Source organism: Sulfitobacter sp. 1A13421 (genome assembly GCF_043557285.1).
Taxonomy (GTDB): Bacteria; Pseudomonadota; Alphaproteobacteria; order Rhodobacterales; family Rhodobacteraceae; genus Sulfitobacter; species Sulfitobacter faviae.
The window spans coordinates 1-13841 of record NZ_JBIFFQ010000016.1; the positions used below are offsets into that span (position 1 = coordinate 1).

12 protein-coding genes and 1 pseudogene are annotated in these 13841 nt (G+C 58.5%); 6 read left to right on the top strand and 7 right to left on the bottom strand.

Features of this window, described 5'->3' with window-relative positions; translation table 11 throughout:
- Positions 1-71: 71 nt before the first annotated feature.
- The 3 genes from ACGYLI_RS17600 to ACGYLI_RS17610 form a co-directional block, all read right to left on the bottom strand.
- Positions 72-671, bottom strand: a complete 600-nt coding sequence (locus ACGYLI_RS17600) for an AbiJ-NTD4 domain-containing protein (RefSeq protein ID WP_394420122.1) — start codon at positions 669-671, stop codon at positions 72-74.
- Between the two features lie 197 nt (positions 672-868).
- Entirely contained in the window at positions 869-2083 is a 1215-nt protein-coding gene (locus tag ACGYLI_RS17605) for a DUF3644 domain-containing protein (RefSeq protein ID WP_394393625.1), read from the bottom strand.
- A 432-nt stretch (positions 2084-2515) separates the two neighbouring features.
- Positions 2516-2941, bottom strand: a complete 426-nt coding sequence (locus ACGYLI_RS17610) for a helix-turn-helix domain-containing protein (RefSeq protein ID WP_243265542.1) — start codon at positions 2939-2941, stop codon at positions 2516-2518.
- Positions 2942-3195: 254 nt separating this feature from the next.
- On the opposite strand from ACGYLI_RS17610, the gene ACGYLI_RS17615 reads away from it, so the two are divergent.
- Genes ACGYLI_RS17615 through ACGYLI_RS17625 form a run of 3 tightly spaced genes read left to right on the top strand, consistent with a single transcriptional unit; the run spans position 3196 to position 6927 of the window.
- Positions 3196-5457, top strand: a complete 2262-nt coding sequence (locus ACGYLI_RS17615) for a heavy metal translocating P-type ATPase (RefSeq protein ID WP_271689176.1) — start codon at positions 3196-3198, stop codon at positions 5455-5457.
- Between the two features lie 19 nt (positions 5458-5476).
- Complete coding sequence (locus ACGYLI_RS17620) at positions 5477-5944, top strand: DUF411 domain-containing protein (protein WP_271693710.1); 468 nt, start codon at positions 5477-5479, stop codon at positions 5942-5944.
- Between the two features lie 38 nt (positions 5945-5982).
- On the top strand, positions 5983-6927 hold the full coding sequence (locus tag ACGYLI_RS17625; protein WP_394393627.1) for a cation diffusion facilitator family transporter: 945 nt from the start codon (positions 5983-5985) through the stop codon (positions 6925-6927).
- A gap of 394 nt (positions 6928-7321) precedes the next feature.
- Here the strand turns inward: ACGYLI_RS17625 and ACGYLI_RS17630 are convergent, their stop codons facing one another.
- The 3 genes and pseudogenes from ACGYLI_RS17630 to ACGYLI_RS17640 form a co-directional block, all read right to left on the bottom strand.
- The gene (locus tag ACGYLI_RS17630) at positions 7322-7555 is read right to left on the bottom strand and encodes a hypothetical protein (protein WP_394393629.1); all 234 of its coding nucleotides are present in this window, start codon (positions 7553-7555) and stop codon (positions 7322-7324) included.
- Positions 7552-8751, bottom strand: coding sequence for an IS91 family transposase (locus ACGYLI_RS17635; RefSeq protein WP_394420123.1), 1200 nt, complete (start codon positions 8749-8751; stop codon positions 7552-7554). Before ACGYLI_RS17635 ends, ACGYLI_RS17630 begins: the two co-directional genes overlap by 4 nt.
- 12 nt (positions 8752-8763) lie before the next feature.
- Positions 8764-8997: pseudogene (locus ACGYLI_RS17640) on the bottom strand (tyrosine-type recombinase/integrase); the annotation flags it as partial.
- A 222-nt stretch (positions 8998-9219) separates the two neighbouring features.
- Between ACGYLI_RS17640 and ACGYLI_RS17645 the strand changes: the two are divergent.
- The 3 genes from ACGYLI_RS17645 (at position 9220) to ACGYLI_RS17655 (ending at position 13108) form a co-directional block, all read left to right on the top strand.
- Positions 9220-10656 (top strand): hypothetical protein, encoded by a 1437-nt coding sequence (locus ACGYLI_RS17645; protein ID WP_394420124.1) that lies wholly within the window; start codon positions 9220-9222, stop codon positions 10654-10656.
- Positions 10657-11020: 364 nt separating this feature from the next.
- Positions 11021-11731, top strand: coding sequence for a VIT1/CCC1 transporter family protein (locus ACGYLI_RS17650; RefSeq protein WP_394380792.1), 711 nt, complete (start codon positions 11021-11023; stop codon positions 11729-11731).
- 138 nt (positions 11732-11869) lie between these two features.
- Positions 11870-13108, top strand: coding sequence for an APC family permease (locus ACGYLI_RS17655; protein ID WP_394420125.1), 1239 nt, complete (start codon positions 11870-11872; stop codon positions 13106-13108).
- A gap of 265 nt (positions 13109-13373) precedes the next feature.
- On the opposite strand, the gene ACGYLI_RS17660 is transcribed toward ACGYLI_RS17655, so the two are convergent.
- Positions 13374-13787, bottom strand: coding sequence for a cytochrome c (locus ACGYLI_RS17660; RefSeq protein WP_241962936.1), 414 nt, complete (start codon positions 13785-13787; stop codon positions 13374-13376).
- Positions 13788-13841: the final 54 nt, after the last annotated feature.

The window sequence follows — 13841 nt, forward strand, 5'->3', positions numbered from 1 at the left end:
GACCCACATCACCTTGGCACATTGCGATGCCGTCGGGAGGGGGTATCCACCCCATCAGTTCTCAGTGACAATCAACAGTTGAAGGGCTTTTCGCTGCCGCTAATATACCTGGCAGTTGACTCAAGCGCACCAAGTGCATGATGAATGGCACCTGTCAGATCGGGTTCGGGCCTGCGCGATATGTCATGAAGGGCCTCGCGGATTTCACCCTCGGCGACGCCGTAATTCGCTTGGCTCAACGAAGTCCGCGCGCTCTCCACCGCCTCTTCGAACTCAGCATCGCCTCGGAGAACTACCCCTTCGCCGGGCTTCAATTGCCAGCCAGCGCCGGTGTCGACGAAAAGGTCGTTGATCTGCGCCGCGAACTGCACTGCGGCGTCATAACCTCGAGTGCTTTCAAGGAACCCCACCAGCCCTTCGATCACGTCGTAGACCTGATACCATTCGGCGTTCTCAATAAGGCGCATTACCTCGTCGCGGATATTTGGGATTTCGCTCCAATTTCCGCGGTCGGGTGACGCACGCAAAACCCGGCAGATACATGTCCGTATTAGATCGTATCTGAGGTGATCGTATGCGGCCTGAATTACCCCAAACCTCAAACCTTCCGGCGCATCATGCCGAAATAAAATTGGTGGAGCGCTCGCAAACCCATGTCGTTTGGAAAACATTCAAACTCCTGTCCGTGCTAAAGAAAGCGCATGTTGCGATGGAATAGCTTGTGTGCCAATGCAGAAAATCTCCCGTCATAACGGTAGCGCGCAAGCCTCAGATGGGCCAGTCAGAAGGTCCGAAGTCAGACCTCGACACCTCTTCGCTCGCCAGCCTGATCACGATCTTGGCTCAGATCACAGCAACCGTTTCTCAATCACCGATAGCGATCACCTCCCTGCTTGCAATGCTCGATGACGCGCTCGATCCAGCGGTCATACCAGACCCAAGTGCCCTTGTAGTCGCCCTCGCAACCATATCCCTTTGCCGGGTTCTTAGCTTCGAGCTTTTGCATGAGTGCAGTATGGTCCCCCGGGCCAAACTTCGGGTAGCCGGCCTTCGTTACTGAAGTCAGGACATCCTTTCTGATGTATCGAGCGCGATTGACCTCTTTGAAGATCACGTCCCCAACCTTTTCCGCCTCCTCACTGCCGGGCTTGACCGTAACAACCGCCACATCGGCGCCGGCTGCTTTCTTCGCAGCGACCGGCACGAAAGCGACTTTCAACCGGAATGCGGGGTCTTTCACTTGCTCGTCAGTGAGACCATGCTCGAACGCTTTGATGAAAGATGAGACGTGAGCAGGCAGCGACGACGCTTTCTTCATGGCACTCCGCTGCTCCGGCCCGAATGACACGAATTGCAGCGCGATCGGCAACCTCTTTTCAAGGCCGAACTGCTTGCCGAACAAGCCGTTGAGCGCATCGTTGAAGTTGATCGCACAGGACTGGAGTTCAGCACCGATCGCGTCGTCGATTCGACTCGTTGACTGATGCTCAATCTCATGTCGAAGGTCGATCAAGAACTTCAGATTAGTCTTGGCGCCTTCAGAGATAGGGCACTTTCCAGTGCTTAGGCATTTAGTGAGGTCCCAATATCTATCGGCGCCGTGAGCGGTCTTATTGTCCTTGTAGACGTAGGGGATGCCCTCTCGCTTGTAGTAGGCGTGCAGCAAATAGGTCCATGCGATTACCGCGGTCGTGATGAACAGCTCAGCGCGGAACATGAGCCCAGCCGAATTGAAGATGTGGACCGCTGCGATCATCGCCTCCCTGCTCTTGATCAGGAGTTCGTCGCCACGTGAGCTTAGGCCGGTTTCGAGGTCCACGTCCGGCCACGTCGCGAGAAACGCGTCGAGCTCCTCGGGATCGGCCGCTTTCGTCGCCTTGTGCTTCTTGCCTATGTGGATTTCGTGGATCGTCCGACCATTCAGCGACCGCGTCGGGCGAGTGAAATAGGCCAGGATGTCCTGATCGCTGTAATGGCCGCGCTCGATCATCGCCTTCACGAGCGCGACCTCCCATCGTTCAAGGGTATTCCCCCGGCGCCGCTTGATCTTCTTCGGCTTCTCGTCTTCGTCGTTATCGGCCATCCTGCACCTCCGCATGAAGAGGTCTAACAGCACGGAAAAGATCCGCAAAGAATTGTCCGTGGATTAAGCTGGCGCCGTAGAAATTCCTCAGCAGACCTATTCTCGGTCCCGAGCCCAATGCCCCTATATCCCGCACTGCTGACCTTGAGCCGCCAGACCATGCTGCACGATGCCACTGATGACTGGTTCGGAGAAGCTGCATTGCAGAGATGATCAAGCTGGCGAAGGTCCGTTGAGGGCCGGCAGCAGTCGAGGCGGAGAGGGCGGAAACCAGACACTCGCTGCAAATTGCACAAAGGTCAGCTTTGCCGAAAGCAGGCTCAGCAGCCCTGACACCAGCTACAGCGGCAACCTCTTGCAACTCTCAGACCGGGAAACACCCTAATGTATTTGCCAATGCCGCAAGCGGATAGAGGGGGGGGGCAGCGGGCATCAGGCGGTGGGCCCGTGATCGGCAAGACATTCCTCATGGTCGCGCAGCACCTCAAGAATGCGACAATCAGCCACCCGATCCGCATTGCAGGCACCGATCATGCGTAGCAATTCAACGCGGAGGGCCTCGAGCCGCACCAGCCGCGCCTCGACGTCGCGAAGTTGCCTTTGGGCGATGGCATCGACCTGCGCACAGGACCGGTCTGGCGTGTCTGAGAGGTCCAACAACTCTCGGATCGCCTCGAGCGAAAAGCCGAGCTGGCGGGAATGGCGGATGAAGGAGAGGCGGTCCAACTCAGCATCGCCGTAACGCCGCTGGCCGCCTTCGGTCCGGCCGGGCTCGGGCATCAGACCGATCTGTTCGTAATACCGGATCGTCTGCACTTTGGTGCCGGTCCGTTTTGCGAGTGTGCCGATCGCGAGCATATCTGACCCCTTTCATTCTACAGTCTCTGTAGGTTTTTTGAAGGGTGTCGCACAAGCCGGCAGTTCGTGAACTGGATGACACTCAACGCTGAGATTTCTGCAAATCGTTGTATCACGTTCCGCCACGCGGCCATTCTCGCAGCCTATTGCAAAGAAGGATGATCGGGAGGAGAAAAGTTAAACAAACCACTTGAAGCTACAGTTGCTGTAGGTCGTATCTCTGTGTCTGACGGTGAATCGGATTGGAAGCAGACATGACGGACGGGAGCACAGCACAACGGGAATGGCGCGTCACGGGGATGGACTGCGGCGCCTGCGCGGCCAAGGTGCGCGGCGCGGTGGAGCGCTTGCCCGGGGTCGCGGATGTCGATGTCGCGCTGATGTCAGAACGGCTGTGCCTGACGCTGGATAAGAATGAGACCTCGCCCGAGCGGATCGAGAAGGCCGTGCGCGGCATCGGTTTTGGCATCTCTCCAAAGGGGGCACAGGCAGAGAGGCCGAAGGGCGGTTTCATCCTGCCGGACGATGCAGTGATCGGTGGGACAGCGGCATCACCTCAAGCGCATGCGCCCGAAGAGATGCCAGACCCCGCTTGGTATCAAACCGCGAAAGGCCGCTTGGTCCTCGGCAGCGGCGCTCTGCTCGCAATGGCATGGGCCTCGCGGCTTGTCCTGCCTGCTGAGGTTTCGCATTGGGGCTTTGTCATCGCCACGTTGATCGGGCTTATTCCCGTCGCGCGCCGGGCCTTTGCCATGGCGCGGGTGGGCATGCCCTTTACAATCGAAATGCTCATGACCATCGCCGCCAGTGGCGCGCTTGTGATCGGAGAGCCGGAAGAAGCCGCGCTGGTGGTCTTTCTCTTTGCCGTGGGCGAATTGTTGGAAGGTGTCTCTGCCGGGAAGGCCCGCAACAGCATCCGTGCGCTGACCAAGCTGGTGCCGAAAACGGCGCGGCTTGAGGTGGGCAACAAGACGCGGGAGGTGGCGGCAGAGGCGCTCAGCGTCGGCCAGATTGTGCAGGTGCGCCCCGGGGACCGGGTGCCCTGTGACGGCGAGGTGGTCAGCGGAACTTCGGGCGTAGACGAAAGCCCCGTTACCGGCGAAAGCGTGCCGCGCCTTAAGGAGCCGGGTGCGGATGTCTTTGCCGGATCGATCAACACAGAAGCGTTGCTGCGCATCCGAGTCACAAAGGTTGCGGCGGACAACACCATCGCGCGTATTGTGCGGCTGGTGGAAGAGGCCGAGAGCGCCCGCGCGCCGACCGAGCGCTTCATCGATCGGTTCAGCCGCGTCTACATGCCTGCCGTGGTCGGTATGGCCGCTTTAGTGGCCGTGGTGCCGCCGCTTGTCTTTGGTGGCGCCTGGGGCGAATGGATCTATCGGGCGCTGGCTCTGTTGCTGATCGGCTGCCCCTGCGCGCTGGTGATCTCGGTGCCTGCGTCGATCACCTCGGCCCTGTCCACCGGGGCGCGCAACGGGTTGCTGATGAAGGGCGGCGCAGTGATCGAAGCGGCGGCGCGGGTCACCCATGTGGTTTTTGACAAGACTGGAACGCTGACCCACGGCAAGCCCCGCGTAACTGATGTTCAGGTGCTTGTGGGAAATGAAGCCGATCTTCTGGCCCTCGCCGCTGGAGTTGAGAACGGTGCGAGCCACCCGCTCGGCCAAGCGATTTGCGGTGCGGCTGAGGCACGCGACATCGACCCCGCCGCAGCGACACAGTCCCGCGCCTTGCCCGGCAAAGGGGCCGAGGCGGTGATCGCGGGGGCAACCATCTGCGTCGGCTCGCCGCGTTTGGCGGCAGAACGCGGGGCGCTGTCAGAGACTTTGCGCGCCCAGGTCGAGACGCTCGAAGCGCAGGGCAAGACCGTGGTGATTGTCTTGCGCGATAACGAGGCCCAAGGCCTCATTGCTCTTCGCGATGAACCCCGCGCCGATGCGGCAGAAGCAGTGGCGCAATTGAACGCTTTGGGTATTTCATCGGTGATGCTCACCGGGGACAACCGGCGCACCGCTGCGGCCATTGCAGAGGGGCTGGGCATCGACCACCGCGCTGAATTGATGCCGGAGGATAAGGTTGCGGCCATTCAAAACCTCACGGCTGAGGCGAAGGTCATGATGATCGGCGACGGCATCAATGATGCCCCTGCATTGGCCGCAGCGCACGTGGGCGTCGCAATGGGCTCCGGCACCGATGTGGCGCTCGAGACTGCCGATGCCGCGATCTTGCGTGACCGGGTGACAGATGTGCCCGGCCAGATCCGTCTCGCCCGCGCCGCGATGGGCAATATCCGGCAGAACATCGCCATCGCGCTTGGGCTGAAAGCCGTGTTCCTTGTCACCACGGTGCTTGGCATCACCGGCCTCTGGATTGCGATCCTGGCGGATACTGGCGCGACTGTTCTGGTAACGCTCAACGCCCTGCGGCTGCTGTTTTTCCGGTCAACTACCGCCGAGCGGTTGGCCGAGCCCGGTTGCCGCCCTACAACCCATGCAACCAACGAAACGACAGTCTGAACCTTTGGAAGGATTTTACATGACCCTCACACGACGCAGCCTGCTGGCCTGTTCCGCAAGCTTTGCCGCCGCCGCACCATTTGCGGCATGGGCCGAAGACAAGCCCGCCATCCACGTGATGAAAGACCCCAACTGCGGCTGCTGTTCGGCGTGGATCGAGATTCTGGAGAACGAGGGTTTTGCCGTGACGACCGAGCGCAGCTTGGGAACGCTCTTGATCAAATACAAGCAAGACAACGGCATCCCGCAGGACATGGCCTCTTGTCACACCGGAAAGATTGACGGCTATATGATCGAAGGGCACGTCCCGCCCGCCGACATCCGTAAATTGCTTGCCGAGCGCCCGGATGCCATCGGCCTTGCCGTGCCGGGGATGCCCTATGGTTCGCCGGGGATGGGGCCGGAGAGTGAGCGCGACGCCTATGATGTCTATCTGATTGCTCGCGATGGCAACAGCGAGGTGTTCACAAGCTACGAGGCTGCCTAAATCGCAGCGGACTTGGACCAAACAAGCAGGAAGCGCGCATGGCACATGATCACGCCCATATTGACCCCGAAAGCGGGGACCGCAGAGTATCACTGGCCATCTGGGCGAATGCCCTTCTGACTGTGGCGCAGATCGTGGGCGGTGTCTTTGCGGGGTCGCTCGCCCTTATCGCGGACGCGCTTCACAATTTTTCAGACATGGCCTCCTTGGTGATCGCCTTTGTGGCTCGCAAAATCGCACGGCGTCCGGCAGATGCGCGGATGACCTTTGGCTATGGCCGGATCGAAATCGTTGCCGCGCTGATCAACTACACCACGCTTATTCTTGTCGGGGTCTATCTGATCTACGAGGGCGGGATGCGCATGATTGATCCGCCGCAAGTGGCGGGCTGGACGATGGTCATTCTGGGCGGGGTCGCGCTGGTGGTTGATACGATGACGGCGCTGCTGACCTATTCGATGCAAAGGGGTAGCGTGAACATCAGGGCATTGTTCTTGCATAACCTGTCAGACGCTCTGGCCTCGGTCGCGGTGATTATCGGCGGCACGCTCATCATCCTTTACGACCTGCGTTGGGTTGATCCCGCGATCACCATCGGTATCGCGCTTTATATCCTTTATCTGGCACTCACTGAAATCGGCGGTCCGATCCGTATGCTGATGCTGGGTAGCCCGCCTGACATGGATGCAGGCGCAGTGGTCGACGCGATGACTGATGTCGATGGGGTCCGGGATGTGCATCACGTCCATCTCTGGCAGATGCAGGAGCATGAGGTGGCGCTTGATTGTCATGTAGTGTTGATGGGGCGAGATTGGACGGACCTTGAAGCTGTAAAGCAGGCGGTCAAGAAAAAGCTCGCGGATGACTTCGGCATCACCCACTCGAGCCTTGAGTTTGAAACCTCAGATAATGCCCATCAGGGTGCCGCGTTGTTTGGCCATAAAGACGGTGGAAACAACGCCGGCGAAGAACCTGGTGCATAAACATCTTGAGATGCCGAACAGCGTGGCAGCACGTTTCACTTGGCCAGTTTCCGACCTTTAATGCATTTCGGTAGACGCTACGGTTTCTATAACTTCTCAATAATGGGTGTGGGCAATGTCCGGTTTGGCGTGCCGCACCGTATCATAAGGTATAATCGGTGAAGATCTGCTAAGGGTCGACCGTGCCGGCCAAGCTTTTGGCGCAACCGCGAAGAACTCCGTCCCTCATGCGGTCAGCTGGGGCTCGAAGCCGTCATTCGCTGCAGACATCATCAAGGTCGGCTAAGGTGAAGGTTTTCTGATGCGGGTCGCGGCGTGAGGTTCGCGTCTTGTTGGGCGGACGACCCGCGTTGGAAAACCTCCCAAGGTCGAAGCCGCGAGGGTCTTGGTGATGCTATGGGTAAAGTTCGCTGACGATCGAGACGACGGCTGTTTCAGCGGGCCGTTTGGCCTTTTGCACGAGGCTGCAGATGCGGACTTCCCAGCCCAGTCGCCAAGCGCTGCCCGCCGGGCTGGGTGGATTTGTGGTTTGGGAACCTGCTGATACCTGATCGGCGCAGGTGGCTTGGTCCGGTTCTGCACGGAGCAGCCAGCGTGGGTTGATGATCTGTGACAGGCGGTCGGTCATGCGGCCTGCTCCCGTGGTGGCGCGCGTGACATCGGTTTCTGCCCGCGACGAAAGATCTCGATGATGCGCATGGGTCCCCCGCAGCATGGGCATGGTTCACGCAGCGTGAGCGGGGTGACGTCTGGCTCAGCGTCTTGGACATCTGCCTGATCTGGTGGTTGGACGCAGAGCAGTTTGCGGATTTTTGTGAGATTAGCTTTGCGAGCGCTGCTGGCCAGCAGGCCGTAGTGGCGGATCCGGTGGAACCCGTCAGGAAGGACGTGGATCAAAAAGCGTCGGATGAACTCAGGCGTGGCTAAGCGCATTATCTTCTGGCGGTCCCCATTTTTGAGGCGGTAGTCTTTCCAACGGAAGGCGACGGTGTCGGCATCAGCGCTGACCAAGCGGTGGTTTGAGATGGCGACGCGGTGAGTATAGCGGCTCAGGTAGGCAAGCACGGCCTCTGGGCCGCCAAAGGGCGGCTTGGAATAGACCACCCATTCGGATTTGCGGAAAGGGGTGAGCCAGGTGGTGAAGGCGTCCGTCAGCGCCAGCCGCTCCAAGTCCCCATAGAAAGCCAGGTCTCCGGCTTGGTGCAGCGCCACGAGCCCGTCCAGAAAGAGGCGGCGGAACAGGCGCGACAGCACGCGCACATGCAAGGAGAACCCAGGCTTGCTGGCGACCCATTTGGTGCCGTCCGGCGACAGGCCGCCGCCGGGGACGATCATATGGATATGCGGATGATGGGTCAGTGCCGATCCCCATGTGTGCAGCACGCTGGTCATGCCCACTCGCACGCCCATGCGCTTGCGGTCGGCCGCGATGTTCATGATGGTCTTGGCCGACGCCTTGAACAGCAAGCCATAGATCGCCTTCTTGTTCCAATAGGCGATCTGCGCGATCTCAGCTGGCAGGGTGAAGACGACGTGGAAATATTCCACGGGCAGCAGATCCTCGGCCCGTGCCTCCATCCAGTCGCGCGCGGCCGGTCCCTGGCACTTCGGGCAGTGTCGGTTCTTGCAGGAGTTATAAGCGATGTGATGGTGGCCGCATGTGGCACAGCCAGCCACATGCCCGCCAAGAGCCTCAGTCCGGCAGGCCTCGATCGACGACATCACCTTCAACTGGGAGAGGCTGACATGCCCCGCATTGGCCAGCCGCCACGCAGGACCATGGGTGCGGAAGATATCAGCAATCTCCAGTTCGGTCCGGGGCACCCCGGCGCCCGGTCACTCCAGACTTCGCTTCACCGTCTGATCCTGCAATTTGGCCAGCATCTCGTAGGGGCTGACAGTGTCGCGGATCGTCTTGGTGGCCACATGAGTGTATCGCGCAGTGGTCGTCAGCTTGGCGTGGCCGAGCAGCACCTGAATAACCCGCACGTCGGTGTTTGCCTCCAAAAGGTGGGTGGCAAAACTGTGTCGCAACGTGTGCAATGTCGCCGGCTTCTTGACCCCTGCCATACATTCATGAACTCACTCTGCGAAAGATTGAGCGCAGCCTCCCGCCACGCGTAATGCTTCAGAGTGATCGACAGGGGGCACGCGTTTCATGCCAGTCCCCGACGATGCCCCCCCGTGAGGCTGGGACCGGCGCACCCCGGGGGTCGGAACTTCCACCCGCCTGACGCGTTCCAGCCCTATACAGTTTTTCAGAGATCGGCTCGGCCGGAGGGGGAGTTTCTCATGGCGGAGAACAAAAGCTCAACTTGGGATGTAAAGACAATCGGGATCGCGGCGGCGGCAGTCGTTGGGTGGGGGGCTGCCTTATATGCATTCACCGACACTGCAGAACTTCAGAAGCAGACCGACCGCACTATCTCGCGCTTGCAAAGCGCTATCAGCACGCAGCAGGAAGCAGCCGGAAGCGTCGAGGAATTGCAGGCGGAGCTCGCATCGCTGGAAACGGAGACCCAGTCCCTGCAGGAGCAGCGCGACGGCATCCAGTCGGACATCGACACCTTGCAGCCGAAGCTTGACGAATTGATCGTACAGCAGACCTCCATTGACGAAACGGTGGCGCAGAAGCAGCAGCAAAACAATGAGTTGGAGCAGCAGATCTCGTCGATGCGTGAAGAAATGACCAGCTTTGAAACCCGCAAGGCAGACATCCAAAGTCAAATTGTCTCCCAGACGCAGGAGTTGACCGACATAAATACCCGGGTCGAAGAAGCTCGGGCGCGTGAGGCCGAAGTTCAGGAAAGCCTCGCAACACTTAGTGAGGACAACGCGCGGCTCGCCGAAGAAGTCTCCACCGGCGAAAGCGAGCTCCAGTCTCTGAGGGCGCAGGAAACGAATTTGAGAGACGAGGTCGCAACCCTGGAAAGCAGCCTGAACGACATGCAGGCCCGGCAAGCGGAGCTTGAGCATAGCTTCGCCAGCATGACCGAGCGGAAGACCGCCCTGGAAACCGATGTCGCTGACGCCCAAGAGCAGCGAAACGAAATCCAGAAAATTGTAACGGACCTTACCAGCAATGTAGAAGAACGCTCCAACAAGCTGTTGGAGATTGAGGAGCGGATCTCAGCCGCGGAAAACGGTCAGGGGTCTTCTGCGGGCGGCAACAACAGCAACGGGTCGGAAGACAGTCATTCGGAGGCCGAATCAACCGCCACGCGCGAGATGCAAGGCACGCAGGAAAATACTGGCAACGGCGATGATCCGGTCGCTTCCCAAGCGGAAACTTCAAATTCAAACTCCTCCGGGCAGCCCGCCGAAGAGAATGAACGAGGCGACATGTCGTCCGACGCCGAAGATGAGGGCGTAACCGAGATCGACAGCGACATTAACGACAGCGCCGACTTGGTGGATTCGTTGCAGGAATCTGGCGGCCTCCCGCCCGAAGACCTGTCAGAAGCGGGTAGTCAGAATGCCGGATCCTCCGGCACATCATCGAAAGATGAGATGCAGAGCCCGACATCGAGCAGCGATCAGAAGACTGACACAGCGACCGATGGCGCATCGGGTGATACGTCCTTGATCGAGGGCAACTCGTCTGACACGTCATCGTCGGCGGAGGCGGAAAACCAGAACACCGAAGGCGAATCTGCTGGTTCTGATACCGAAACCGAAAGTGAGAACGCCGCCGAACCAACTCAGAAGCCACAGAAAGCCGGTAACTAAGCAAAGATACTCACGCTTTCGGCGATCCGAGGGCTCGTGAGACGATACTTGCGCTAATTTACCGGCAAGACACAGCCTCCCAAGCAAAAAAATGCCGATTGATAGGCGCGGAAAATATTGCGAACATCGCCGTCGTTTAGCAGCAATGGCACTGGGCCCAAGGTCAGCTTTGGCGAGTGCAGTGCCGCTACAATAGATAGACCCCGAAAGGCAGCTTTGGGAATGACTGGCGTGCGAACCATGTTTAGGGACAATCGCTGCCCCTTTGTATGACGTCTCCAGATCCCGAAACGGACATGGCTTATGATTTGAATCAAAGCTGGGCGACCCCTTGGTCCTATACTGATCTCTCAGGAGGTTCGAATTGTCTGAGCACGGCCATAGCCAGCAAGAAATCGCAAAGCGAATCGGAGCCCCCCCGGGTAGGGGTGTGCTGCGCGACGCTGTTTACGGCGCAATTGACGGAGCGGTGACGACGTTTGCCATCGTCGCGGGTGTTGCTGGAGCCGGGCTCTCGCCTTTCATTATCATTGCGCTGGGAATAGCGAACGTCCTGGCCGACGGGTTTTCCATGGCGGCGGCCAATTATTCAGGCACCAAAGCCGAACTCGACAACATGCGTCGCATCCGCAAAATCGAGGAGCTTCACATACAAAACTACCCCGAAGGCGAACGTCTTGAGGTTCGAGAAATCTTGGCCCAAAAGGGCCTGAGGGGCGATGTTCTGAACCAGGCTACCGATGCGATCACGAAAGATCGCGAGAGCTGGATCGACTTGATGATGGAAGGGGAATACGGGCTAAGCGGTGTCGATCCACATCCTGTGAAATCCGCCGTAACCACCTTTCTGGCCTTCCTGGCGGCCGGAATCGTGCCGTTATTCCCGTTCATTCTCGGACTGGGCAACGCATTTTCTGTCTCGGCCGCGCTGACCATGATGACCTTTTTCGCGATCGGCGCGCTGAAAAGCGTCTGGTCTCTCAGCCCCTGGTGGCAATCTGCGGGCGAGACTGTGGTGATTGGGGGGATGGCCGCCGCAATTGCGTTTTTTGTAGGAACGTTGTTCCATGCGTAGAGGGCGTCTCATGCGCCTATGACCGCTTCGTCCGCACTTTCCCAGTTCGTTGACGGCGCGGCGAATGACCGGATCTAATCCGGGGCAGGTGGGCAATTCTACGACCAGTTTAACGAACTTTGAGAGGATTTCTTTACGGTGACAACGCATGACGTCTTTTCCGACAGCGGGAACCAAACAGAAAAGTTGCGCCGGGCACTGACCACCCCCTTGCTCACCCTTTATGGGCTCGGCGTCACAGTCGGGGCAGGCATCTATGTACTCGTGGGAACAACAGCAGCGGAAGCCGGTGCCTACGCCCCAGTTTCTTTCTTGATCGCTGCTGTAGTTGTCGCTTTTACCGCTTTTTCGTACGCAGAGCTCTCAACCCGATACCCCGTTAGTGCAGGTGAAGCGGCTTACGTCGAAGCTGGCTTCCGCTCGGGGGCGATGGCGACTTTGGTGGGTCTGGCAGTTGCGTTGTCAGGGATGGTTTCTGCAGCAGCTGTCGCCATTGGGGCTGCGTCATACCTTCAGGGGTTGTTTGCAGCGCCACAGTGGGTGCTGACGGTAGTGGTCGTAGTGTTGATGGGGCTTATTGCGTTGTGGGGCATTACTCAGTCGGTCACTGTCGCTGCGATTATCACTCTGATCGAAATCGGCGGCCTAATTTTTGTGGCTGTTTGGGGTTTCGGAATCTCTGAACCTCTCGGGGTCGATCTTGTTGATATGCTGCCGCCCCTTGTTGGACCACATTGGATAGGAATCGGCGCAGCCTATCTACTGGCGTTTTTCGCTTTTGTGGGCTTTGAGGATATGGCGAACGTTGCGGAAGAGGTTAAAGACCCCGTTTCGACCATGCCTAAGGCTATTGTTCTGACCCTGACCATCGCAACCTTGCTATATCTCGCGACAACAACCGCGGTACTTACAGCCGTGCCGCTCAGCAGGTTGGCGTCATCTTCCGCCCCGCTTGCTCTCGTTTTTGAGGCCGCCCCAAAAGGTGTCCAGCAGAGCTTTGCCATTGTTGCAATTGTTGCCACCGTCAACGGTGTCTTAATCCAAATGATCATGGCGTCGCGGGTGCTCTACGGTCTGGCGGATCGCGGGCACCTGATTGCTGCCTTGGCCACGGTCTGGCCAAGAACCCAAACTCCGGTTTCTGCAACGGTCGTGGTGATGTGCATCATCATGCTATTGACCTTAGCATTGCCGATCGAAGCACTGGCCGAACGCACGTCGCAGATCGTTCTCTTGGTCTTCGTTCTCGTGAATTCTGCATTGATAAGGCTGAAGATGCGGGGTGGCACTGTACCGCAGCATTTCAATGTGCCTATCATTATTCCCGTCCTGGGCGTGCTAACCAGTTTGCTCCTGTTCGGAACGGCATGGCTCTAAAATAGGAGTCAGCAGCCGTACTTCCTACCTCGATCCTCATACCGAAAGAGAACTCAATTGCGCAGGGTATTGTTTGCCAAAAAGGGCGGACTGGGGTGATCGGAATAAAAGGTGACGAGCCTTGCAGCGCCAGCTGCAGGCGTTGCTAAGGATCCCGAGAGGTCTGCCGATGTCGCCGGTCATGCGTCGCTTCAGGGTTAGGTCAGATTTCGCCAGCAAGCTTTTCGCGCAGGTCGAGAAAACCTTGCTGAAAGTGGTTCTTTTATCAGCGCTGTACGCTTTCCAGATACGCCAGAAGTCCTGCCAAGACTCTTGGCGTCGGGGTCATCACACCATCCACCGCAATTGGCACAGTATCATTTGCCATAGCACCTCCGAATTGAGGCATCACCCGGGCGAGATGCCCTTGTTCAGGGTCACCATAAATATAGCTCAATGCACGGGCGCGGGGAAAAGAGCCTCCGTTTTCACGGGCCAACAACGTGAGATCCGTCGGTTTTGGATCGAGCCCTGCCGAGGAAGGACCGTCGCCACGGCCCGACATTCCATGGCAGGAAACACAGTTCTTCGCAAAAAACCTCGCGCCATCAGGTGCTTCGGGCATCGAAGGTACTGTGCAGGCGGCTAAACCAGCGCTGGTGATTGCGAATGTGAACAGCAATGATTTCGGGATGGGCATAGGAACTCCTTCAGTTCGTAGACACGGCTAAGCTTAGCACACCCTGTAGGAATA

Excerpts from the sequence above, each read along its gene's own strand:
- ACGYLI_RS17600 (WP_394420122.1), bottom strand. The coding sequence starts at position 671 with ATGTTTTCCAAACGACATGGGTTTGCGAGCGCTCCACCAATTTTATTT.
- ACGYLI_RS17605 (WP_394393625.1), bottom strand. The coding sequence starts at position 2,083 with ATGGCCGATAACGACGAAGACGAGAAGCCGAAGAAGATCAAGCGGCGC.
- ACGYLI_RS17610 (WP_243265542.1), bottom strand. The coding sequence starts at position 2,941 with ATGCTCGCGATCGGCACACTCGCAAAACGGACCGGCACCAAAGTGCAG.
- ACGYLI_RS17615 (WP_271689176.1), top strand. The coding sequence starts at position 3,196 with ATGACGGACGGGAGCACAGCACAACGGGAATGGCGCGTCACGGGGATG.
- ACGYLI_RS17620 (WP_271693710.1), top strand. The coding sequence starts at position 5,477 with ATGACCCTCACACGACGCAGCCTGCTGGCCTGTTCCGCAAGCTTTGCC.
- ACGYLI_RS17625 (WP_394393627.1), top strand. The coding sequence starts at position 5,983 with ATGGCACATGATCACGCCCATATTGACCCCGAAAGCGGGGACCGCAGA.
- ACGYLI_RS17630 (WP_394393629.1), bottom strand. The coding sequence starts at position 7,555 with ATGACCGACCGCCTGTCACAGATCATCAACCCACGCTGGCTGCTCCGT.
- ACGYLI_RS17645 (WP_394420124.1), top strand. The coding sequence starts at position 9,220 with ATGGCGGAGAACAAAAGCTCAACTTGGGATGTAAAGACAATCGGGATC.
- ACGYLI_RS17660 (WP_241962936.1), bottom strand. The coding sequence starts at position 13,787 with ATGCCCATCCCGAAATCATTGCTGTTCACATTCGCAATCACCAGCGCT.